The 21980-nt window shown below is 73.1% G+C and carries 18 protein-coding genes and 2 pseudogenes; 14 read left to right on the top strand and 6 right to left on the bottom strand.

Annotation, left to right across the window (positions count from 1 at the left end; genetic code table 11):
- The first annotated feature begins 22 nt into the window (after positions 1-22).
- The 7 genes from SCWH03_RS20695 (at position 23) to SCWH03_RS20665 (ending at position 8588) form a co-directional block, all read left to right on the top strand.
- Complete coding sequence (locus SCWH03_RS20695) at positions 23-550, top strand: hypothetical protein (protein ID WP_173265787.1); 528 nt, start codon at positions 23-25, stop codon at positions 548-550.
- Positions 551-819: 269 nt separating this feature from the next.
- On the top strand, positions 820-2010 hold the full coding sequence (locus tag SCWH03_RS20690; protein ID WP_173265786.1) for a saccharopine dehydrogenase family protein: 1191 nt from the start codon (positions 820-822) through the stop codon (positions 2008-2010).
- A gap of 599 nt (positions 2011-2609) precedes the next feature.
- Complete coding sequence (gene ssgD / locus SCWH03_RS20685) at positions 2610-3026, top strand: spore wall synthesis regulator SsgD (RefSeq protein WP_173265785.1); 417 nt, start codon at positions 2610-2612, stop codon at positions 3024-3026.
- A gap of 307 nt (positions 3027-3333) precedes the next feature.
- Positions 3334-4974, top strand: coding sequence for an ABC-F family ATP-binding cassette domain-containing protein (locus SCWH03_RS20680; protein WP_173265784.1), 1641 nt, complete (start codon positions 3334-3336; stop codon positions 4972-4974).
- A 263-nt stretch (positions 4975-5237) separates the two neighbouring features.
- Positions 5238-6014, top strand: a complete 777-nt coding sequence (gene ddaH / locus SCWH03_RS20675; protein WP_173265783.1) for a dimethylargininase — start codon at positions 5238-5240, stop codon at positions 6012-6014.
- A 184-nt stretch (positions 6015-6198) separates the two neighbouring features.
- Positions 6199-7173 (top strand): acyl-ACP desaturase, encoded by a 975-nt coding sequence (locus SCWH03_RS20670; RefSeq protein ID WP_173265782.1) that lies wholly within the window; start codon positions 6199-6201, stop codon positions 7171-7173.
- Positions 7174-7661: 488 nt separating this feature from the next.
- On the top strand, positions 7662-8588 hold the full coding sequence (locus tag SCWH03_RS20665; protein ID WP_254076908.1) for a chitosanase: 927 nt from the start codon (positions 7662-7664) through the stop codon (positions 8586-8588).
- 360 nt (positions 8589-8948) lie between these two features.
- Here SCWH03_RS20665 and SCWH03_RS20660 read toward each other — a convergent pair whose 3' ends face one another.
- Both SCWH03_RS20660 and SCWH03_RS20655 read right to left on the bottom strand, forming a co-directional pair.
- Positions 8949-9218 carry a WhiB family transcriptional regulator gene (locus SCWH03_RS20660; RefSeq protein ID WP_173265781.1) on the bottom strand — a complete coding sequence of 90 codons (270 nt, stop codon included), beginning with the start codon at positions 9216-9218 and terminating at the stop codon, positions 8949-8951.
- Positions 9219-9320: 102 nt separating this feature from the next.
- Entirely contained in the window at positions 9321-10133 is an 813-nt protein-coding gene (locus SCWH03_RS20655) for a VOC family protein (protein WP_173265780.1), read from the bottom strand.
- A 729-nt stretch (positions 10134-10862) separates the two neighbouring features.
- Here SCWH03_RS20655 and SCWH03_RS20650 point away from each other — a divergent pair.
- On the top strand, positions 10863-11387 hold the full coding sequence (locus SCWH03_RS20650; RefSeq protein WP_173265779.1) for a hypothetical protein: 525 nt from the start codon (positions 10863-10865) through the stop codon (positions 11385-11387).
- Between the two features lie 163 nt (positions 11388-11550).
- Here the strand turns inward: SCWH03_RS20650 and SCWH03_RS20645 are convergent, their stop codons facing one another.
- On the bottom strand, positions 11551-12954 hold the full coding sequence (locus tag SCWH03_RS20645; RefSeq protein ID WP_254076907.1) for a DUF1214 domain-containing protein: 1404 nt from the start codon (positions 12952-12954) through the stop codon (positions 11551-11553).
- 485 nt (positions 12955-13439) lie between these two features.
- Between SCWH03_RS20645 and tgmC the strand changes: the two are divergent.
- Positions 13440-14491 (top strand): annotated as a pseudogene (gene tgmC, locus SCWH03_RS20640) (ATP-grasp peptide maturase system methyltransferase); the annotation flags it as partial.
- A 67-nt stretch (positions 14492-14558) separates the two neighbouring features.
- Here the strand turns inward: tgmC and SCWH03_RS20635 are convergent.
- Entirely contained in the window at positions 14559-14720 is a 162-nt protein-coding gene (locus SCWH03_RS20635; protein WP_173265778.1) for a hypothetical protein, read from the bottom strand.
- A gap of 242 nt (positions 14721-14962) precedes the next feature.
- Positions 14963-15964 (bottom strand): annotated as a pseudogene (gene ligD, locus SCWH03_RS20630) (non-homologous end-joining DNA ligase); the annotation flags it as partial.
- A 52-nt stretch (positions 15965-16016) separates the two neighbouring features.
- Between ligD and SCWH03_RS20625 the strand changes: the two are divergent.
- A complete protein-coding gene (locus SCWH03_RS20625; protein WP_173265776.1) occupies positions 16017-17090 on the top strand; it encodes an ATP-dependent DNA ligase in 1074 nt (357 codons plus the stop codon).
- A gap of 379 nt (positions 17091-17469) precedes the next feature.
- Complete coding sequence (locus SCWH03_RS20620) at positions 17470-17730, top strand: hypothetical protein (RefSeq protein ID WP_173265775.1); 261 nt, start codon at positions 17470-17472, stop codon at positions 17728-17730.
- Positions 17731-17985: 255 nt separating this feature from the next.
- Here the strand turns inward: SCWH03_RS20620 and SCWH03_RS20615 are convergent, their stop codons facing one another.
- Positions 17986-18699: a TetR/AcrR family transcriptional regulator gene (locus tag SCWH03_RS20615; protein ID WP_173265774.1), complete on the bottom strand. Its 714-nt coding sequence runs from the start codon at positions 18697-18699 to the stop codon at positions 17986-17988.
- Positions 18700-18764: 65 nt separating this feature from the next.
- On the opposite strand from SCWH03_RS20615, the gene SCWH03_RS20610 reads away from it, so the two are divergent.
- From SCWH03_RS20610 to SCWH03_RS20600, 3 genes are all read left to right on the top strand, one after another.
- Positions 18765-19334, top strand: a complete 570-nt coding sequence (locus tag SCWH03_RS20610) for a carboxymuconolactone decarboxylase family protein (protein WP_173265773.1) — start codon at positions 18765-18767, stop codon at positions 19332-19334.
- Between the two features lie 364 nt (positions 19335-19698).
- On the top strand, positions 19699-20577 hold the full coding sequence (locus SCWH03_RS20605) for a type VII secretion system-associated protein (RefSeq protein WP_173265772.1): 879 nt from the start codon (positions 19699-19701) through the stop codon (positions 20575-20577).
- Between the two features lie 419 nt (positions 20578-20996).
- Positions 20997-21902 carry a ricin-type beta-trefoil lectin domain protein gene (locus SCWH03_RS20600; protein ID WP_254076905.1) on the top strand — a complete coding sequence of 302 codons (906 nt, stop codon included), beginning with the start codon at positions 20997-20999 and terminating at the stop codon, positions 21900-21902.
- Positions 21903-21980 lie beyond the last annotated feature (78 nt).

Below are 21980 nucleotides of genomic sequence, written 5' to 3'. Positions count from 1 at the left end.
CTATCCGGGAACAGGAGTCTCCTTGCGTATACCCCGCCCTCTACGTGCCGCGGCGCTCGTCGCACTTCCGGCGGCACTGCTGGTCGCCTGCTCCACCGCCGGGGGCCCGCCCGCGACCGGGGGAAGCCCGGCGGCCGGTACCGGGGCGGCGCAGGCCACGACGGCGGCACCGCGGCAACAGCCCTCCGCGACACCCGCGCCCGAGGACGCCGCCACCCCCGGGGCCATGGACACACCGCCACCCGTGAGGGTCCGTGACGCCTTCGCGGGTCTCCAAGCCACGCTCGGCGACGGCTGTACGACGGAGGGGCAGTGCGCGTACTTCCTCGGCCGCGTGTACGACGAGCTGGAAGAGCTCGACCGGGCGATGAAGGCCGACCCCAAGGGCCCCGGCCACTTCCCGGAGCCGATCGAGTGGATCGCCGGTCTCCGCACGGCGATCGGCACCGACCGCTCGTACCCGAACCTCAGGGCCCACCAGGACGAACTCGTCGGCACGCGCGACCGGATCAACACCTGGATGCAGGACCACCCGGACGACTACCGCTGAGGCGCCGCCCGTGCGGGCAGCGAGGGCCGGGGCGGGGATCCGGTGCGAGGAAGGGGTGCGGGCCGGGCCGGGGATCCACGGTGAGGACGGGCTGCGGCCGGGCTGCGGGCCGAGCCGGGGATCGGGTGGTGGGAAAAGGCGCCGTCCTCTGACCCGCGCCTGCCGAGGCGGGGGCCTCCCGGTGGAGCACGCCGTCCGCGCTCACGCTAGCCTCGGCCGGCGGCATACGGCGCGGCGCGGGACAGGACCCACGACCCGGTGGAGGGCCAGTGAAAAGGCAGAGCGGGCCGGAGCGGCCGTACGACATCGTGCTCTTCGGCGCGACCGGATTCGTCGGCGCCCTCACCGCGGAGTACCTGGCCGCGCACGCCCCCGAGGGCTGCCGCTGGGCCGTCGCGGGCCGCAGCCGGGCGCGGCTGGAGCAGTTGCGCGAACGGCTCGCCGCGATCAACCCGGCCTGCGCCGGGCTGCCGCTCGTCGTCGCGGACGCCGGCGAACCGGACTCGCTGCGCGCGCTGGCCGAGTCGGCGCGCGTGGTGGCGACGACCGTCGGCCCGTACCTCTGGTACGGCGAGCCACTGGTCGCCGCCTGCGCGGACGCCGGGACGGACTACGCCGACCTCACCGGCGAACCGGAGTTCGTCGACTCCGTCTACCTACGGCACGACGCACGGGCCCGCGAGACGGGCGCCCGGCTGGTGCACGCCTGCGGCTTCGACTCGGTGCCGCACGATCTGGGCGCCTACTTCACGGTCCGGCAGCTGCCGCGGGACGTACCGCTGCGCGTCGACGGCTTCGTCACCGCGGGCGGGATCTTCTCCGGCGGGACGTTCGCCTCCGCGCTCACGGCGATGGGCAGACAGCGGCAGGCAGCGCACACCGCGCGGGAGCGCAGGCTCCATGAGCCGCGGCTCTCGGCCCGCCGCGCCAGGGCGCCGCTGGGTACCCCGCGCTTCAGCCGGGAGACCGGCACCTGGGCACTCCCGCTGCCGACGCTGGACCCCCGGATCGTGGCCCGCTCCGCCGCGGGACTGGAGCGGTACGGCCCCGACTTCCGCTACCGGCACTACGCCTCGGTGCGGACGCTGCCCATGGCGATCGGCGGCCCCGTCGCGCTCGGTGCCCTCGCCGCGCTGGCCAGGATCGGGCCCGTCCGCACGTGGCTGATGAACCGTTACGAGCCCGGCCGCGGCCCCGGCGCCGAGCAGCGCGAGCGCAGCTGGTTCCGGGTTCGCTTCGTGGGAGAGGGCGGCGGCCGCCGGGTCTTCACGGAGGTGTCCGGCGGCGACCCCGGCTACGGCGAGACGGCGAAGATGCTCGCGGAGTCGGTGCTCAGCCTCGCCCTGGACGAACTCCCCGCCACCGCGGGCCAGGTCACCACGGCCGTCGCGATGGGCGACGCCCTGCTGGCACGGCTGGTGGCCGCGGGCGTCGTCTTCCGCGTCGCGGACGCGCGGTGAAGCCCGGCCCCGCCCGCCGGTCCAGCGGCCGGCGGACCAGGGGTTCCGGTCCGGACGCCGCCGGCGCCGCGGTCGCGGGCGGATGCCGGACGGCGGAACAGCCCAGGGGAACGGCCCAGCGGTGCCGGACGGGTGACGGGCGCCGGGGCCGGTGCCATGGGCGGGGTGAACGCCGCCTGACGCGGCGCCGGCCCCCGGCCGTGTTCGTCGGGGAATCGGCCGAAGCGGCCCCCACCGAGCGTCGAGGAGTAGCGCAGACCGCCATACGGCCTGGTACGGCCTGGTACGGCCTGGCGGGAGGCCCTCCCCCGGCGGGCGTCCTGGTCGCCTCTGGTCGGAAGGAACCGCGGTACGGAGATGCGCTGTTCGCCCCGGGCGTCGACCGCGAGCGGGCCGAGGGGATCGCGGCGTCGGACACGCACACGACGGCCGGGGGCTGCCGCTCACGACCGCTTCCCCGGGGGTGATGCAGCTCACATCCCCGGTCGATGCACGGATCACGGCTTTCTCCCGTCTTCCTCCTCGGCAGAGGACCGGCGTCGCCCTCGGCCGAGGCAGAGGACCGACGCCGACAGCAGCTACCCGAGGGAGAGCGGGCCTTGTCCAGCGTCATCGAGCAGGCCGTGCAGGCCCGTCTGGTCTCCTCCGCACCACGCATGGAGTCCGTGCCGGCAACCCTGCGCTACGACAGCCGCGACCCCTTCGCCGTGAGGATGTCCTTTCCCGCCTCGGCGACGCTGGACGGCACCGACGTGTCCTGGGTGTTCTCGCGCGATCTGCTCCTGCGCGGCCTGGACGAGCCCACCGGGCTGGGCGATGTGCGGGTACGGCCCTACGGGTACGACAGGACCGTGCTGGAGTTCCACGCGCCGCAGGGGACCGCGATGGTGCACGTCCGCAGCTCCGACGTCCGCCGCTTCCTCAAGCGGAGCCAGGGGCTCGTACCAGCCGGCCGGGAGCACCTCCACCTCGATCTGGACGCGGACCTGGCCCAGTTGATGCGCGACGCGCACTGAACTGCCGACGCCGGGCGCCGGGCCGGGGCGGCAGGCGCCGACCCGGGGTACCGGCCCCGCCCCGTAAATCGTTTGCCCGCCGACCCCGGTGGGCGTAGCTTCTCATCCGTACCTGTTGTCGTCGATCGGAGAAGGACGTTGCTCGTCTGAGGTCCTGAGACACCGTGTCACGCGGCTTTCCGCCCGCGTGCCCGTGTGCGACCTCGGCCTGCGAGCCGTCCCGTTCCCGGACCAGGGCCTCCGCGCCGTCCGACCGGTGTCTCACCCGTTGCCCCTTTTCTTCTTCCGACGCAACAGGGAGACCCGTATGTCTACCTTCCCCACCTATGTGACGTGCTCCTCGCTGGCCTTCTCCTGGCCCGACGGCACCGACGTGCTGGCGGACTTCCACCTGGCCGTCGGTCCCGGCAGGACGGGGCTGATCGGACTCAACGGCTCGGGCAAGTCGACACTGCTGCGGCTGATCGCCGGCGAACTCGCCCCCACCGAGGGCGTGGTGCGGACCTCGGGCCGGGTCGGGTATCTGCCGCAGAACGCCGTGCTCGACACGGCGTTGCGGGTCGACGAGGCGCTCGGCATCGCCGCCACCCGCACCGCGCTGCATGCGATCGAGGCCGGCGACGTGCGGGAGGAGCACTTCACGGCGGTCGGCGACGACTGGGACGTGGAGGAGCGGGCCGTCGCCGCTCTCGCACAGCTGGGTCTCGGGCGCGTCGGCCTCGACCGGACCGTGGGCGAGATCTCGGGCGGGGAGTGCGTACTGCTCAGACTCGCGGCGCTGCTGCTGGCCCGGCCTGACGTCCTGCTGCTCGACGAACCGACCAACAACCTGGACCTGTTCGCCCGCGGGCGGCTCTACGAGGCCGTGGAGGCCTGGTCCGGGGTGATGATCGTGGTCAGCCACGACCGTGAACTCCTCGAGCGGGTCGATCAGATCGCCGACCTCCGCGACGGCGCGGTGACCTGGTACGGCGGGGCGTACTCGGCCTATGAGGAGGCGCTGACCGTCGAGCAGGAGGCAGCCGGGCGGATGGTGCGCGTCGCGGAGGCCGACGTGCGGCGGCAGAAGCGCGAACTGGCCGAGGCGCAGGTGAAGCTCTCCCGCCGGAAGCGGTACGGGCAGAAGATGTACGAGCAGAAGCGCGAGCCGAAGGTCGTGATGGGCGAGCGCCGGCGCCAGGCGCAGGTCTCGGCCGGCAAGCACCGCACCATGCACACGGAGAGGCTGAACGAGGCGCGGGAGCGGCTTTCGGAAGCCGCGGACGCGGTGCGGGAGGATGACCGGATCCGCGTCGAACTGCCGCACACCCGGGTCCATCCGGGCCGCGGGGTGCTGCGCATGGGCGAGGTGGAACTCCGCTACGGGGCGCGGGTGGAAGGGGGTTTCGAGCTTCGGGGACCGGAGCGGATCGCGCTCGTCGGACGCAACGGGGCCGGCAAGACGACCCTGCTGCGGACCATCGCCGGGGAGCTGCGGCCGGTGGCGGGCGAGGTGGAGGTGCAGGTACCGCTGCGCTTCCTGCCGCAGCGGCTGGACGTGCTCGACGAGGAGCTGAGCGTCGTGCGGAACGTCGCGCGCTTCGCACCGCAGGCGACGGACAACATGATCCGGGCACGGCTGGCCCGCTTCCTGTTCCGCGGGGAGCGTGCCGACCGGCCGGCCGGCACCCTCTCCGGAGGGGAGCGGTTCCGAGCCGCACTGGCGGCGCTGCTGCTCGCCGAGCCCGCCCCGCAGCTGATGATGCTGGACGAGCCGACGAACAACCTCGACATGGCGAGCGTGCGGGGGCTCACGGAGGCCCTGGAGGCCTACGAGGGAGCGCTGATCGTGGCGAGCCACGACACCGCCTTCCTGGAGTCGCTGGGCATCACCCGCTGGCTGCTGCTGGACGGTGGACTTCGGCCGACGACCGCCGAGGAGGTCGGGGAGCAGTCGACGGGGGCCTGAGCCCGTACGACCCGAGGAGGGCGTGACGGCCGCGCGGCAGCGGGGGTCCCGGCCGCCGGGCGGACAGCCGCGGGCGGGCAGCCGGGGGCGGACAGCCGCGGGCGGACAGCCGCGGGCGGGCAGCCGGGGGCGGGCAGCCGCCTCGCAGGTTCCGCGGCGGGCGGCCGCCGGGCAGACCCTCCCGCAGTGTGGAACGGGACGGAGCGGGGCAGGTGGGGCTCATGATGGCGCTGCCACCCCCCAATTCGCTCCCTGGAGAGCCCGTGCCGAGCAGAAGAGCCCTGATTCGACGCCCCAGCCCGCGCGTGGCCGACGGCCTGGTCACCCATGTGGAGCGCCGCCCCGTCGACCCCCGGATGGCGCTCGCCCAGTGGAGGGCGTACGGCGAGGCCCTCCGGGCGCACGGCTGGGAGACGGTCGAGGCGGAGCCCGCCGACGACTGCCCGGACGGGGTCTTCATCGAGGACACCGTGGTGATGTTCCGCAACGTCGCCCTCATCGCCCGTCCCGGGGCCGAGACCCGGCGCCGGGAGACGGCCGGGGTGGAGGAGGCCGTGGCGAGGCTCGGCTGCTCCGTGAACTGGGTGTGGGAGCCCGGCACGCTCGACGGCGGCGATGTGCTCAAGATCGGCGACACCGTCTATGTCGGCAGCGGCGGACGCACCAACGCGGCCGGGGTACGGCAGGTCAGGGCGGTCTTCGAGCCGCTGGGGGCACGGGTCGTCGCCGTACCCGTGTCACGGGTGCTCCATCTGAAGTCCGCCGTGACCGCGCTGCCCGACGGGACCGTGATCGGCTACGAGCCGCTGGTCGAGCGGCCTTCGCTGTTCCCGCGGTTCCTGCCGGTCCCCGAGGAGGCCGGGGCGCACGTGGTGCTGCTCGGTGGCGCGAAACTGCTGATGGCGGCGAGCGCTCCCAAGACGGCGGAGCTGTTCACCGACCTGGGGTACGAGCCGGTTCTGGTGGACATCAGCGAGTTCGAGAAGCTCGAGGGCTGCGTGACGTGCCTCTCCGTGCGGCTCCGGGACCTGCACACATGACAGAGCGCATGCGGACATCACCACCGCGCGCTTGGACGACGGCTTATCGCGCCTTTAACCTACGGTTTCGTAACCTACGAGGTCGTAGGTAGAACGTATCCGGCGATCCGGCCGGTACCCCGGCCTCGTCCGCCGTGCGTTCCGCTCGCCGATGTCCCTGCCCCACCCGTTCCCAGGAGCCCCCGTGACGATCACCTCTCCCCACCTCGGCAGTTCGGAAGTGTGGACCGACGCCCGGCTGCTGTACGCGCTGGAGGAGGTCGTGGAGAAGGAGCTCAACCGCCACCTCGGGGTCGCCAAGGACTGGATGCCGCACGAGTACGTGCCGTGGACGGACGGCCGGAACTTCCCCGGCGTCTTCGAGGACGGCGAGGCCTGGGAGCCCGGCCAGTCCAAGGTCACCGACATCGGGAAGACCGCCCTCGTCGTCAATCTGCTGACCGAGGACAACCTGCCCAGCTACCACCACGAGATCGCGACCCTCTTCGGCCGCGACGGCGCCTGGGGCACCTGGGTGCACCGCTGGACCGCGGAGGAGGGCCGGCACGGGATCGTGATGCGCGACTACCTGCTGACCTCGCGGGCCGTGGACCCGGACAAGCTGGAGCAGTTCCGGATGGCGCACATGTCGGAGGGCTTCGAGTCCGACAACCGCCACTCGATGCTGCACTCCGTCGCATATGTCGCCTTCCAGGAGCTCGCCACCCGTATCTCCCACCGCAACACCGGCCACCAGTCGGGCGACCCCGTCTGCGACCGGATGCTCGCACGCATCGCCACCGACGAGAACCTGCACATGGTCTTCTACCGGAACCTGCTCGGCGCGGCCTTCGAGATCGCGCCGGACCTGACCATGCAGGCGGTACGGGACGTGGTGGTGAACTTCCGGATGCCCGGGCACGGGATACCGGGGTTCGAGCGCGCGGCGGCGCAGATGGCGATCGGCGAGATCTACAACCTGCGGATCCACCACGACGACGTGCTGCAGCCGGTGCTGCGCTTCTTGAAGGTGATGGACATCGACGGGCTCGGCCCCGAGGGTATGAAGGCCCAGGAGGAACTGGGACTGTACATGGGCGGACTCAACACCGAGGCCGCCAAGTTCGACGAGAAGCTCGCGGCCCGCAGGGCCCGGCTGGCCGCCCGCGCCAAGGGCTGAGCGGCACGTCCCCCTCCGGGAGCACCGGCACCGGTGCTCCCGGAGGGCGTCCGGCGCGGCCGCGCCTCGTGCGGTGGCGCCGGGTCCTCCGGCGGTGCCTGCCGTACCGGAGGCGGCAGGCACACCTCGGTGGCGTCGCCCGGACGCGGGCCGAGCGGACTGCCCCACTCGCTTTCCCACGTCGGCGCAGCCGGCGGGGCCGGCGACGGCCGAGGGCGGTGCGGCCGGGCGCCGGCGAGCCGCGGCCCTGGGCGCGCCCCGGAGGCCACCGGGCCGGCGCGGTGGGGCGGGGCGGGGCGGTGGGGCGGGGCGGCGACGCCCCATCCGGAGCGTCCGGCAGCCGCCCAGGACGACACCACCCCGGCCAGTGGGCCCGACCCATCGGCGACCGGTCGGGCAGGCGCCACCACACGTCTTGGTCCGCCCGGAATCCCGCGTTCAGCGGGACGGGCATCGAACCGGCGAGCGCGCACCGTAACCTTGGCCGCGTGAAACCCGCGACCCGCATCATCCTCATAGGCGCCCCGGTGGCCATCGCCGCTTCCGCGTTCCTCGGCATCGGCGGCAAGGAGGAGATCCCGCTCGCCGACCGGCCCCGTGAGGACCGGAAGACGGCCGCACCCGTGCAGAACCCGCTCGCGTCCGGCACGGCGTCAGAACGGCAGGCGCTCGAGGCCCGGATCGCGAGGATGCCCGCGGGCCTCGCGCACCCGGCCAAGAAGGAGATCGCCGCTCAACTGGTGTCCAGCGCCGAGCACTCCACCCTGGACTGGCGCGGCCGGTACGGAGCCATCGAGGACCTCGGCGACGGCAACGGCTACACCGCCGGGAGCATCGGCTTCTGCTCCGGCACCAACGACATGCTGCAACTCGTCGAGGCGTACACCGCCGACCACCCGGACAACGGGCTGGCCCGGTACCTCCCCGCCCTCAGGAAGGTCGACGGCAGCGACTCGCACGAGGGGCTTGACCCCGGTTTCACCGACGCATGGAGCACGGAGGCCGCGAAGCCGGCCTTCCGCGCCGCGCAGGACGCCGCGCGCGACCGGATCTACTTCGACCCCGCCGTCCGGCTCGCCAAGATGGACGGCCTCGGTACGCTCGGCCAGTTCATCTACTACGACGCGATGCTGCTGCACGGCCCCGGTCTCGCCCGCGACGGCTTCTACGGCATCCGCCGGGCGGCCATGGACAGGGCCAGGACAGCCGCGGAGGGCGGTGCGGAGAAGAGGTACCTGAACGTCTTCCTCGACGAGAGCCGTTCGGCCATGCGCACCCGGACGAACCCCGCCTGGCGCGACACCTCCCGCATCGACACGGCGCAGCGGGTGTTTCTGCGCAACGGGAACATGAGGCTCACGCCGCCGCTGCAGTGGCGGATGTACGGGGAGACCTTCCGCATCCCGGCCTCCTGACGGCCCGGCCCGGCCCGTCGTACCGGCGGCCGGGCCGGTTGCCGAGGGCCCTCCGTCCGGAGCGGACCGTGACGGGGCCGGGCCGGGCCGCACCGCGGGACCGCACCACGGCTGCCCGCCCCCGCCGGCGGGCCGCCTCGCCTCGTACGAGCGTGCAGGGGGCGAGGGCGTGTCGCACACGTCCCACCCGAACTGCGTTCCGAAGGAACTGCATTCGCCCCTACGCCCTCCGCGGGCGCCGCGCCGGCGGGGTTGTACGGATCCGGCCGCGGCGCTCCGGACCGCGCGGAACGGGGACCCGGCACGGGTCGTCACGGGTCGTCACGGGTCGTCACAAGTCTTACAGGACCCGCCGGTTCCCTACCCGTGGCGCTGGATGCGGTTGCGCCGGAGCATGCTGCGTTCCTCCTCCGAGAGGCCGCCCCAGACACCGAAGCGCTCGTCGTTGGCGAGCGCGTACTCCAGGCACGCCGTGCGGCCCTCGCAGGCGCCGCACAGTTCCTTCGCCTCGCGAGTGGACGAGCCGGGGGCCGGGAAGAAGAAGTCGGGGCCGACCTGGGCGCACAGGGCGTTCTCCTGCCAGGAGAGTGCGCGATCGGCCATCGGAACGGTGCAGGTGTTCATGGGCATGGAACACAGGGTGCCCCGCAGCGCTAAACGGTATGTCAATGAATCCTCAACGTGCGCATTCCGGCCGTTCGCGGTCCCGATCGCGCTGCTTGCATGGCGTGTTCAGGCCGCCTTCGTCCCGCCCGCACTCAGTGCCGAGGACTCGATCACCGCGAAGCGGGCTCCGCAGGGGTCGGCGAGTTTGGCGATGCGGCCGACGTCCTCGATGTCGATCGGCCGGCTCCGGACCGTACCGCCGAGTTCCTCGGCCGCGGCGGCGGTCGCGTCGGTGTCGGTCGCCTCGAAGTAGGGCAGCCAGTACGGCGCTCCGGCCGCCTCCACCGGGTCGGTGTCCAGGGCGACGAGCCCGGCGAACATGGCGTCCTCGCCGGCACCGGCCGGGTTGACGGTCACATAGGTGCCCCCACCGGGGAAAGGCACGGCGAACTCGTCCCAGCCGAAGACGGCACGGTAGAATTCCAGGGCGGTGCCCGGGTCCCGGGTGCACAGCTCGGCCCAGCAGAGCGAGCCGGTCTCGTTGACGACGTCGAGCCCCCTGCTGGTGCCCGGTTGCCAGGTGGCGAAGACCGCTCCAGCCGGGTCGGTGAAGCGGGCCGTGCGGCCGAGGTCCCAGACGTCCGCCGGCTCGTAGGTGACCGAGCCGCCGGAATTCCTCACCCGTTCGGCGGTGTCGTCGGCGATGGCCGACTGGAAGTAGAGGGTCCAGCCGGGCGCGTCCTGCTCCGGGGGCACCGGCATCCCTCCGGCCGCGGTCCTCCCGTCCAGTGCGAACATGCCGTAGCCGCCGGCTTCCGGACCCGCGGACCGGAACGTCCAGCCGAAGAGTCCGCCGTAGAACGAGGCGGCGCCGGGAAGGTCGGGGGTGGCCAGATCGAGCCAGTTGGGGGATCCGGTGAGATAGCGGGTGGTGAGCATGGGACATCGCTCCTTCCCTGGCGACCGGGCGGCCCCCTCGTGCCCCGTCGAACCCCGGCGGGGGCCGCCGGGGATCACGTGGACCTCGGGGGCCTCACGGTCCCTGGAGGTTCGGGTCTCGGGGCTCCCGGGCTCCGGGGACCGTCGTCGTGCCTCGCCCGCTGGTGCGTGTGCTGCCGACCCCACCGAGTGTGCTCCCGGTGCCGGTCCCCCGCACCCGGGAACGGCCGCTGCCAGCCGCTGTCGGCCGCACCCGGTACGGCCCACCGCGCTCTACGGGTCCGACGGGGCGGACCGGCAGGCCTCGCCGTGCGACGCCCCGGAACCTGCGCGACACTGGACCGCCGCGACACCGCGACACCGCGGCCTCCTGGCGACACTCCGGGGCGGGTCCCCGGCAGCACCTCGCCCGGCCCCGGCGCCCCTGCCCAGGCCCGCGTCCGTGCGCGGCCGGGACCCGGCCTCGGTATCGGTATCGGTATCGGTATCGGCAGCGGGCCACGCCTCTGCCGCGCCTCGGCCGCCCTCCACGCGGGACGGCCCACGGCGAACGCACCGCGCGGTGCCTCCCGCCATGCGGGCGGCGCCGACCTGTTCCCGTGCCGCTCCGCTCGCCCGCCCGCGCCCGGACTCTCCCCCGCGTCGCCCTCGGTCCCGTGTGATCACTCGTGCCGGTGGTCGGACCGTGTGCCATCACCCGCGCGGCGCGCACTGCGGCAGGGTGGACGGATGCACCCCCGGATCAGTCCCCTCACCCTCGCACTGCTGCTCACCGCGACCGCTCTCGCCGCGAGCGGCTGCGTCTCCGTGCCCGCGACGCCGCGCCCTCAAACCCCCGGCATCGTGCCCGCAGCCGCCCCCTCGCCGTCGCCCGCCGGCCGGGAGCACCGGGCCGAGCAGGCCCCGCCCCGCGGCGAACTCGCCGCCACCGGGCCCGACGAGCCGGCGCGGCCGGGACCCACCGGTGCGGATGAGGCGGGCGCCGGTCGGCCGGGAGAGGTGCCCGAGCCCACCCGGGGGGAAGCACCCCGGGTGCGTCAGGGGCAGGCGGCCGCGTCCAAGCGGCAGGCGCGCGAGCGGAGCGGCACCGTCCAGGCGGACAGGTCGGCACCGCCCCGCAAGGACGGGAGTCTGCCGGCCGTGCGGTCGCCCCGGCCGCGGACGGACTTCGGCATGGTCGATCTGTGCAGGTTCTCGAACGGCGTGGCGGACCCGTCCCTGGTCGCCATGTGCCACGCGAATTACGGCCGCTGAGCGCGCAGGCTGAGTGCGCTCCTCATGACGGCGCCGACTTCGGGGAATCTCGGGACGGCCGGTTCGGCACGACGAGCAGCCTGGCCGGGGCAGCCGTTCGGCCCTGCCCCGAGGAGGACGGCGGAGGGTCCAAACGACCCTCTCCGTCCTGCCCGTTCCCGCCTCAGGGCCCGGTCAGCGGCGTGATGCCGGGAGGTACGTAACTGCCGTCGAGTGCGCCTCCCCGCGGTCCGTACGCGCGCAGCATGACGTTGAACTCCCCGTTGCCCACGGGTATCCAGTTCGCCGGGTTCACACCGGCCGGCCGGGTCCGGGAAAGATGGATCGACAGCGATCCGTCCGGATTCCTCTTCATCTCCGGGGTGTAACTCGCCACCGCGTATGTGCGGGACGAGTTCGGTATGAGGGTCACGGCATTCGGGGTGTAAGCCGTCAGTGACCAGAACCGGCTGGTTTCCGGGAGTTCCCCGGGAGGGAAAGTCACCACGTACGCCTGGGAACCACCGTCGAGCACGGTTCCGGATGCGTCCTTGAAGGCGTGCCAGTAGGCGGCTGTGGGAAGGCTGTTACCCCATTGGAGAAACTCGGCGACGGCGGAACGGTCCAGATAGTCGTCGGCAGTCCAGTCTCCGATGTTGCGGAAGTTCACCCAGTTGGTTTCGGTGGTGTGGTCGAGGTAGTTCTCGGTAATCCGGGCGTGTCCCTGCCGGGCTCCGTGGGCGAGTTGGTGCCGTAGCGTGAGAGACAGGTTCCTGCCGTTGCCGAAGACGCGGTCGAACTCCGCGGCCACTGCCTTTTCCCCGCCGCTCAACGGGGCTGTCCTGGGGTCGTGCACGGCAGCCTGCAGTTGGCGCAGGAAGGCGATCGGCGTTCGGGCGACAAGGCTGTCGGCGATCACCTTGTAGCGGATGGCGAAGGTCGCGCCCGGCACGATCTCGGTCTTTCCCGCGTCCGGGTTCGCCAGGTAGTCGGACAGGGTGGCCATGCGCAGGTTCCGCCGGAACGACTCCGCCTCGGCGACCGTGTTCCGGCCTCCGCTGTACTTGTCACCCCGGATGATCAGCATGGATTGCCGGTAGGGGACGTCGACCCGGGTGATTCCGGCGGGGAGCTCGCCGCGCCAGTCAGGAGCGGTCAAGGCGTAGGTGCCGGGCTGCCCTGACGGTATACCCGAGTCGAAGACGTCACCGAAGTTCGTCGCGGTGAACAGCGAGTAGCTCGCGGAGGTCTCGGGAATCGTGAAGACCACGGGTTCCGAGCCGGGCTCGACGATCGCGCTGGCGTACAGCGTGTCGACGTTGATGGCCACGACCGCACCGTAGAGCGGGGTGACCCGGTCCGGTCCGAACAGCACGTTCCCGCCGGGGGTATGGAGATCGGCCGTGCGTGTCTGCTGGTAGCTGAACCAGCGGGGATAGAACCGCTCCAGGTAGTTCTGCGCCACACGGCTCGCGCCGGATTCTACCGGGCGGGGAACTCCCCATGCAGCGGGAGCGGCGAGCAGCACCCCGAGGACGGTGAGGAGTGCCAGCCATTTTCCCCGGCTCCTCTTCGCGGCAGGCAACATGGAATGCACCTCTTCCTTGAGTCGCTTCGGTTCCGCATCACCACGGAGCGCCTGCCGGACGCCGAGATACGCACCCTCAGCGCGGGTGCCGCGTGGGATCGGCCGCGGAACGCGGTGCCCCCGAACCGCCCCCGGGCACCGCCGCCTTGCCCCCTTTCCGGACCGCGGCCCGTCCGGCGGTCCGGCAGTTGCCCCGCGTACAGCCCGAGATGGCGCACCCGCCCTCCGGCCGGAGCGGCCCTCGGTGCGCTCCCCCCGCCTGTCCATGTGAACCCCCCACTGCCGTCGGAGAACCGCCGTCGGGAAAATCGGGTCGGGTCGGGCCGGGCACACGGTAGTGGGCCGGTCCTCGTTTCTCCACACCCCGGACGAAGTTCACCGGAGACCGTCCGCGCCTCCTCGCGGTTCACCGAAACAGGTCCGCGTACCGCGTCAGGCAGGGTTTGCCCGCCGGCAGCGGCGCGGAGCGGCTCCGGTGCGGTGGACCGGGCTTCTACCTGCCCGCCGACGAGCGCGACGGGAACGGGGGAGCCGGTGACCGCCGAGCTCGACTATGGCCGGTGGCTGGCCGCCGCGTACTCCGACACCACGCTGATCACGCAGTTCGACGGCGACGAACCCGACTGGAAGAACTCGGCCGTACAGCACGGCGGGGCGCCGACCTCGTCGTCCACGCTGCCCTCGCTCGTCATACGAATGTGGGCGGACGCCGACGTCTCCGAGGGGCACACAGTGCTGGAGATCGGCACCGGCACCGGCTACTCCACCGCGCTCGCCTGTGAACGACTCGGCTCCGCCGACGTCACCAGCATCGAGGTCGCCCCCCACCGGCTGGAGCAGGCCGCGGGCACGCTGTACGACTGTGGCTACACCCCGACCCTGGCCGTGGCCGACGGGTTGTACGGCTACTGGCCCGAAGCATCGTTCGACCGGATCGTGGCTGCTTGCTCCTTCCGCGCCGTCCCGCCCGCGCTGATCGCGCAGACCCGGCCGGGCGGGAAGATCCTGCTCACCCTGTCGGGCTGGCTTTACGGATACGCCCGCGTCCTGCTGACCGTCGCCGAGGACGGCACCGCCGAGGGCCAGCTGCTGCCCGGCACGGTGTCGTTCATGTCGGCCCGCACCCACGCGGCGCCGGCGTTCGGCAACCCGACCCATTGGGCCGCGGGCCTTCCCGAGAGGGCCCGGACCACGCGGATCAGCCCCGAGCGGATCACCGCCCGCGACCGAGGAAGCGTTCCACCTGCGCTTCCTCGCCCAGAGCGCCGTCCCGGACGCGCAGATGGTCACCGTCGGCGAGGTGGTGCACCTGGTCGACGCAGTCACCGGCTCCGCCGCCACCCTCACCCCGGCCGACGGTGGGTGGCAGGTGAGGGAGGGCGGCCCGGTCCGGCTGTGGGAGCGGATCGAGCGGGTCCTGGATGCCTACGACACGGCCGGTGCCCCGGGCCCGGAGACGTTCACCCTTCACGTGTACGACGGCGGGCAGCACCTGCGGCACCCGCAGATGCCCGGCCTGCCCCTGCCCAGGCCCTGAGACGGCCCGTACGCTCCAGGCGCCCGGGCGGGGAGAGTGACGGCCCCCGCCCGGGCGGGGGCCACGTTCACCGCACCCACTCGTACTCGTCGTCGTCCCCTCCGGCGTCCCGCTCATCGCCGCTGAGCAGGTCGTTCACCTCGTCCTCGGTGAGCTCACGCGTCTCGGTAGAAGGCCCGCTTTCGGAACCGCAGCACCAGGGTGCTCCATCGCCCCCGCGGTGGGGCACCCGTGCACCGGACCGCCCAAGCCGCCGGTTCAGCGCTCCCCCGGCCCCGTCCGCCCACCCGCAGCACTCTCACCTCGGCCCTTCGCGCCCGGCGCCCCTTCCCTCGGCCCGCGCCGCGTCTTCGTGGACGCCGGCCCGGTCCCCTCGGCGGTGCACCCGTGCGGGGCGTCCCCCTGCGGGCCTCCCCGGGCGTGCTGCTCCGCATCCCCCTTCGCATCTCCCTTCGCGCCCCGCTTCGCGTCCCTCTTCGCGCGGCTGGGCTGGACGCGCTTCGGCTCGCCGGGCATCTTCGGGTACTCCGGCGGGTAGGGCAGATCGCCCAGCCCGTGCTCCGCCTCGTCGCGGCGGGCGAGTTCCAGCAGCTCCTCCAGGCCGAAGCGGTGATCGTCCATGTCGGCGTGCACATCGCCGGCCTCGGCGTAGCGCGCCCGCATCGACACGATGTCGAAGTCCTCGGGCACGGCTTCGTCGATCTCCTCCCAGCGCAGGGGGGCGGAGACCGGGGCGTGGGGGCGGGGCCGTACGGAGTAGGCGGAGGCGATGGTGCGGTCGCGGGCGGTCTGGTTGTAGTCGACGAAGATCCGCGCGCCGCGTTCCTCCTTCCACCATCTGATGGTGACGTGGTCCGGCATCCGGCGCTCCAGCTGCCGCCCGCAGGCGATCGCGGCACGCCGGACCTGGGTGAACGTCCAGCGCGGTTCGATGGGGACGAACACGTGGAGCCCGCGTCCGCCGGACGTCTTGGGCCAGCCGCGCAGTCCGGCGCCGTCGAGGACGTCCCGGAGCTCATGGGCGGCGCGGACGGCGTCGGCGTAGTCCGTACCGGGCTGCGGGTCGAGATCGATGCGCAGTTCGTCGGGGTGGTCGGTGTCCCCCCGGCGGACCGGCCAGGGGTGGAAGGTGACGGCGCCGAGATTGGCGGCCCAGGCCACGGCCGCGGGTTCGGTCGGGCACATCTCGTCGGCCGACCTGCCGCTGGGGAACGTGATGTGGGCGGTGGGGATCCACTCCGGCAGGTAGGTGGGGGCGCGCTTCTGGAAGAAGGACTCGCCGGCCACCCCGTCGGGGTAGCGCTCAAGGGTGGTGGGACGGTCCCGCAGCGCCCGGGTGATGCCGCCGCCCACGGCGGCGTAGTACCGGACCACGTCCAGCTTGGTGTAGCCGCGTTCGGGAAAGTAGACCTTGTCCGGATGGGACACGCGCACGGTGCGCCCGCCCACGTCCAGTTCCACCGCTCCGGCCATGCCCGTCAGCGTAGGCGGTGCCAGAATTCCCCGCATACCGGACAATCGACCCATGGATCTGCCGGTGATGCCTCCGGTGAAACCGATGCTCGCCACGTCCGTGGCGGCCATCCCGCCCGGGATGCAGTACGAGGCCAAGTGGGACGGCTTCCGCGCGATCGTGCACCGGGACGGCGACGAGGTGGTGATCGGCAGCCGTACCGGGAAACCGCTGACCCGCTACTTCCCGGAGCTGGTGACGGCCCTGCGGGACAGTCTGCCGGACCGCTGCGTCGTGGACGGCGAGATCGTGATCGCCCACCGGGGGCGCCTGGACTTCGAGCGGCTCACCGAGCGCATCCATCCGGCGGACTCCCGGGTGCGGACGCTCGCCGCACGGACACCGGCCGACTTCGTGGCGTTCGACCTCCTCGCCCTCGGCGATGCGGCACTCCTGGACACCCCGCTGGTGCGGCGGCGCGCCCTGCTCGTCGAGGCGCTCGCCACCGCCCGCGAGCCGGTGCACATCGCCCCGGCCACGACGGACGCCGCCGTGGCCCGGCAGTGGTTCGAACAGTACGAGGGTGCAGGCCTGGACGGGGTGGTCGCCAAGCCGCTGGACCTTCCCTACCGGCCCGGCGCCCGGGCGATGTACAAGGTCAAGCACGAGCGGACGGCAGACGTGGTCGTCGCCGGCTACCGCTTCCACAAGAGCGGAGCGGTCGTCGGTTCGCTGCTGCTCGGACTGTACGACGGCGAGGGCGCCCTGCAGCATGTCGGCGTCTGCGCCGCGTTCCCCATGAAACGCCGCGAGGAACTGGTGGCGGAGCTGGAGCCGCTGCGCCTGGCGGACGCCTCCGGGCACCCCTGGGCACGCGGGGACGACGAGGGGGCGCACGCGTCGGCCCGGCTGCCCGGCGCGCCGAGCCGGTGGTCGGGCAGGAAGGACCTGTCGTGGGTGGCGCTGCGGCCCGACCGGGTACTGGAAGTCGCATACGACCACATGGAAGGCGACCGGTTCCGGCACACGGCGCAGTTCCGGCGCTGGCGGCCCGACCGCACCCCGGAAAGCTGCACCTACAGCCAGCTGGAGGAACCGGTGCGCTACGACCTGTCGGAGGTGCTGGCGGGCCCGCCCTCCGGGTGACCCGATGGCGCGGCGGGCTTCCCGGCCACGGCTCCGCGCGGCGTCACCCGCGGGACAGCGGATGTCCACGGGGGGATCCGGCGGGGCAGACCCCACCGGGCAGTGCACCGGGGTGCACCCGGAGTGCGGCGAGCCGCCGGCGGGGCCGCCTGGGCCGCCTCGCCTCTCCGCCAACCGGCCGCCGGCCGCCCTTGGGCCGAGAGCACCGGGTCGGGGGCACGGTCAACCTACCCCCGCGTAGAGGGAAATGATCGGTCGCGGCCGAAGGGATGTGGCACAGAGACCGTCGTGCCGACGAACCGTGAAGCACATCCGGTACGTATATGAGGAGAACACCACTCCTGCTCGGTGGCCCCGAGCGGCGTCAGCAAAGGACACTATGGTGACCGCGCCCGACCTCGTCCCCGTCCCGATCCCCGACGGTGTGGCCGCCCTGATCGGGTCCTGCATGCCGCGGGGCGTGCTCCAGGCGGAGATCGAAGCCGAGTGCGCGGCACGCGAGGCCATGCGCTTCCGGGCACCGTTCTGCTCCGAGGACCACGCGGACCGCGAGCACGCCCTGGCCCTGCTGTCCCGGGCGAACAAAATCCTCGCCGCCTACAACCCCGGACTGGTGGTACGTCCGGGCGGCCCTCGCTGAGACCTGCGCCTGGCGGGGCGCCCGCTCCAGGGTCTCCTCCGGCACGCGGCCGCCGACCGGGGGCGCACGAAGTTCCCGTGCCCGGACTCCCCGGACTCCCCGGGGCAGGCCGCCGAAGCGGCACCGGACGGCGTGCGGCCGGGTAGCGGTGCGCGCGGTGAGAGCCACGTGGGGCGGCAGCGGCGGGGGCGGAGCAAGCGGCGCGGCCAGACGGCGGGTTCGGCCGGACCCGGCTCCACAGGGGCACCGACCGCGTCAGGCCCCTGGCGCTTCAGCGCCTCCCTTCGCCGCCGCCTTGCGCCGGGCGGTTCCGCGTCTCCCCTCACCCTCGGGGGCCTCGGCCGGCTGCGCCCACAGGCCCACTTGGCTCTCGAGCGCGCCGAGCGTGGCAAGGGCCTCCCCGGTCGCGCCGGCGCGCGCGGCCACCTGCACACCGAAGAGAGCGGCCTGCACGACCCTCGCCCGCCCCAGGGTCTCCTCTGCCCCGGCGGGCGCGAGCTCTCCCAGGGCGGCGGCCCGCGTGAGGGCCGCCGCGATGCCGTCGCGGACGCGCTCGCGGTGGCGGTTCGCATGCGCGGCGATGCGCTTGTCACGGGGTGCCACCTCGGTGGCGGTGTTCACCATGAAGCAGCCCGGAGCACCGGCCTCGGTCAGGTCGGCGCGCACGGACGCGAAGAACAGCCTCAGGTCCTCCAGGCCTGCCTCGCCGCGCTCCAGCGGAGCGAGCAGGTCCTCCCGGTCACGGTCGTAGCGTGCGAGTGCCGCCTCCAGCACCCCGTGCTTGCTGCCGAACGCGGCATACAGGCTCGATGGCGCGAGCCCCGTGGCCCGCACCAGGTCCTCGACCGTCGTCGCCTCGTATCCCCGGGTCCAGAACGCGCTCAGCGCCGAGGCGGTGGCGGCGTCCAGGTCGAACGAACGCGGCCGTCCGCGGCGCGGGGTCGGGCCCGGCTTCCGATCATCTTGCATTTCTGAAGCATATACTCTAATAATCATTCGGGAGCATCCACTCCATAAAACGAGGAGACCCATCCATGGCTCACACCGAGCGCCCGCTGTCCCTGCCCGCCCGCACCGAGGCCGACCCGGACCCCGCCGTCGCCGCTGCGCTGGCCTCGGCCAAGGCGCAGAACGGGACGATCCCCAACATGCTCGCCCGGATGGCCAACGCCCCCGGCCTGCTGGAGACGTACCTGAGCGGCTACAGCGCCTTCCGCAAAGACTCCGGCTTCACCGCGGCCGAGCAGGAGACGGTGCTGCTCACCATCAGCCGCGTCAACGGCTGCACCTACTGCGTCGCCGCACACAGCACCGTCGCCGACATGAACAAGGTCCCCACCGAGATCACCGACGCCATACGCGACGGCAAGCCGCTGCCCGACGCCCGCCTGGAGGCGCTGTCGGCGTTCACGGCCGCCTTCGTCGAGACCCGCGGCCTGCCCACCGCCGCCCAGATGGACGCCTTCCTCGCGGCCGGGTACACGGAGACGCACATCCTGCACATCCTGCTCGCCGTCTCCGCCAAGGCGATCAGCAACTACACCAACCACCTCTTCCACACGCCCCTGGACAAGATGTTCGCCCACCGCGCCTGGGAGGAGTGACCAGCCCGACCTGCCCCTACCCGCGACGCCCCTCGCCTGCTGCCGGCATCGGCGGCAGCCGGGCGCCGATCGCTGAGCGCCGATCACCGCCTGGCGAACCGCCGCCTGGCGAACCGCCGCCTGGCGAACCGCCGCCTGGCGAACCCGGCCGGCACATGTGCCGGCCGGGTTCGCCGAACCGGACGTGCACCCCGGCGACGGCTCGACCCTCAGCGATCGGGTACGAACCGGTTCGATCTCCGTTGGACACCCATCGACACGGTCCATGTGGCATTCTGTTGCCTCACCGAACTGGTCGATGCCACATTCGCTCACCCCGATCAGTGTTCGGAGCATTCGTCAGAACACCAGATGTCAGGTGGAGATGTCGCCCGGAGAACGGCAACAGCCGAGCGCCGCACCGCAGTCGGCGTCCGGTACCGCCCACCCCGACGCCTCGGCAGCCGAGTCGGCGGACTCCGCCGAGGCGCCCGGGACGACCGGGACACCCGTGATACCCGTGATACCCGAGTCCGTGCGGGCTGCGGCCCGAACGGCTCCGGGGCACTGGATCGGAGTGGTGGACCCCGAGTGGACCGGGACCGGGCAGCCGCCCGAGTGGGCCGTGCTGGGGGAATGGCGGTCGGACGAGCACGGTGACCTCGAGGACTTCCGGCCCAACCCGGGGTACCGGCCGTCGCCCCGGGTGCTCGGCTGGCCCGAGCCCACCGACCCCGTGGACGCGGCGGCGCAGCGGGCGGCCACCGGCTACGGCTCGGTGCGGGAGGCACTCGCGGTGCTCGCGGACGCGAACGTCACCGTACTGCGAGCGCCGGACGGCGGACCGCTCACGGCCGCAGGGCGGGACGGGGCTCCCGTGGTCCCGCTGTTCACCTCTCCGATGCACTGGACGATGACCGGGGGACTTCTCCATGAACCGGTCGCAGCAGCGGAGTTGGCCCGTTCACTGGGCGGTTCCGGCACCCTGCTGATGGTCAACCCCGGAGCCGCCGCCCCCCTGCTGGTTCCGGCGGACGGCCTTACCGCCCCCGGGCACCGGGTCGACGGCGCTCCCCCTGCGGCTCCCGCGGGCGGTGCGGGAGAAACGAGCCCGGGTGCCCCTTCCGGCTCGGGTGCCCCTTCCGGCTCGGGTGCCCCTTCCGACTCGGGAGGCCGTGCCGGCGGCACCGCGGTCGTGACCTCCTCCGGCCGGCGAAACAGCTTCGGTGAAGCCCGGTCCCACACCACGGGGAGGACCCCATGACGCCTTCGAGTCCACAGCCTCCCGAGCCGCCGGCCCCCCCGGCGGCGGATACCGGTCCCGGCGGCGGGGCACCGGCGACCGCAGTGACCGGCACGGCGCCCCCGACCGCCGCGGAGCGCCCGCCCGCGCCGAGCGAGCCCGAGGCCGATACGGGCACCCGGACCGTACGGCAAGCCGCCGCGGCGGTCAGCGGGACCGCGCAGACCGGAACGGGACAGAACGCAGCGGCACGGAGCGGGACCGACGAACCTGCGACCGAAGCCGCAACGGAAACCGAGACCGGGGCCGAACCCCGGGCCGACACCGGGGCCGGGAGGGGAACCGGGCGCGGTCCCCGGTCCGAAGCCGCGAGCAGCGCGGCTGCCGGTGCCCCGTCCGGAGCCGAAACCGAAACCGAACCGGACCCCGGTGCCGCCGGCGTGGTCAAGAGCCGGCTCCCCGCCCTCGTGCGGGCCGCGACCTCCACCGCCATCGGCCGGCCGACGCAGCGGACCGGTCCGGTGGGGCGCCCGGGCCGGGCGGCACTGGCCGGGGCCGCGGTCGCCGGGGCCCTGCTGGTGTCGGTGCCGTTCCTGGTGCTCGGCGACCGCGACCACAAGGACGGCAAGGGGCCGGAGACCGCCGGAACCGTGCTGGGCGGGAGTGGGCAGGAGGCGCCGGGAGACTTCGCGCTGAGCCCGCCGGGCGACGGCCCGAGCGGCTCCGCCGAACCCGAGGAACCGGTGCGGGAGGACTCGGCGCCCGCGTCCGCGGGGAACGGGTCCGGCAAGGCGGACACGGGGTCGGAACCGGGCAAGGGCGAGAGCACGTCCACACCCCCGGGCGCGGCGGAGCAGGACGGCTCGGCGGGGACCAAGGCGCAGCCGGCGCGGCAGAGCGCCGGGAAGTCCTCCGATGCGACGGCGGACAAGCCCCCGGCGTCCCGACCGGCACTGACGCTCAGCGCCCCGGTCTCCCTGCGCAGTCATCTCTCGGGCCGCTGCATCGATGTGCCGGGCGCCGACTTCGGCGACGGCAAGAAGCTGTATGTGTGGGACTGCAACAACAGCACCGCGCAGAGGTGGCAGTTCGCCTCCGACGGCACCGTTCGCATCGCGGGCCTCTGCCTGGACGTGGCGGGCGCGAACTTCGGCGACGGCACACCCATCCAGATCGCCCGCTGCAACGGCAACGCCGCCCAGCAGTTCACCCTGAACCCCAGCCACGACCTGGTCAACACCGTCGTCGGCAAGTGCGTCGACATCAGGAACAACAATCCTGGCAACGGCGCCTGGCTGCAGCTGTGGAGCTGTGCCGGAAGTGCCAACCAGAAGTGGAGCGCCTGACCCCCCGGCCCCTACCGGGAGCACCGCGCCCTGGCGTCCGCCCACGCTCGGGGGCGGGGCATCATGGGACCGCGGGTC

This window comes from Streptomyces pacificus, assembly GCF_011766325.1.
GTDB lineage: Bacteria > Actinomycetota > Actinomycetes > Streptomycetales > Streptomycetaceae > Streptomyces > Streptomyces pacificus.
Note: the sequence above shows the minus strand (reverse complement) of the source record. Positions and strands in the feature narration are given on the sequence as shown.

What these genes read in the sequence shown, in the direction of transcription:
- SCWH03_RS20625 (WP_173265776.1), top strand. Translation starts at nt 16,017, where the DNA reads ATGGATCTGCCGGTGATGCCTCCGGTGAAACCGATGCTCGCCACGTCC.
- SCWH03_RS20610 (WP_173265773.1), top strand. Translation starts at nt 18,765, where the DNA reads ATGGCTCACACCGAGCGCCCGCTGTCCCTGCCCGCCCGCACCGAGGCC.
- SCWH03_RS20680 (WP_173265784.1), top strand. Translation starts at nt 3,334, where the DNA reads ATGTCTACCTTCCCCACCTATGTGACGTGCTCCTCGCTGGCCTTCTCC.
- SCWH03_RS20655 (WP_173265780.1), bottom strand. Translation starts at nt 10,133, where the DNA reads ATGCTCACCACCCGCTATCTCACCGGATCCCCCAACTGGCTCGATCTG.
- SCWH03_RS20620 (WP_173265775.1), top strand. Translation starts at nt 17,470, where the DNA reads ATGGTGACCGCGCCCGACCTCGTCCCCGTCCCGATCCCCGACGGTGTG.
- SCWH03_RS20615 (WP_173265774.1), bottom strand. Translation starts at nt 18,699, where the DNA reads ATGCAAGATGATCGGAAGCCGGGCCCGACCCCGCGCCGCGGACGGCCG.
- SCWH03_RS20660 (WP_173265781.1), bottom strand. Translation starts at nt 9,218, where the DNA reads ATGCCCATGAACACCTGCACCGTTCCGATGGCCGATCGCGCACTCTCC.
- SCWH03_RS20650 (WP_173265779.1), top strand. Translation starts at nt 10,863, where the DNA reads ATGCACCCCCGGATCAGTCCCCTCACCCTCGCACTGCTGCTCACCGCG.
- SCWH03_RS20605 (WP_173265772.1), top strand. Translation starts at nt 19,699, where the DNA reads ATGTCGCCCGGAGAACGGCAACAGCCGAGCGCCGCACCGCAGTCGGCG.
- SCWH03_RS20645 (WP_254076907.1), bottom strand. Translation starts at nt 12,954, where the DNA reads ATGTTGCCTGCCGCGAAGAGGAGCCGGGGAAAATGGCTGGCACTCCTC.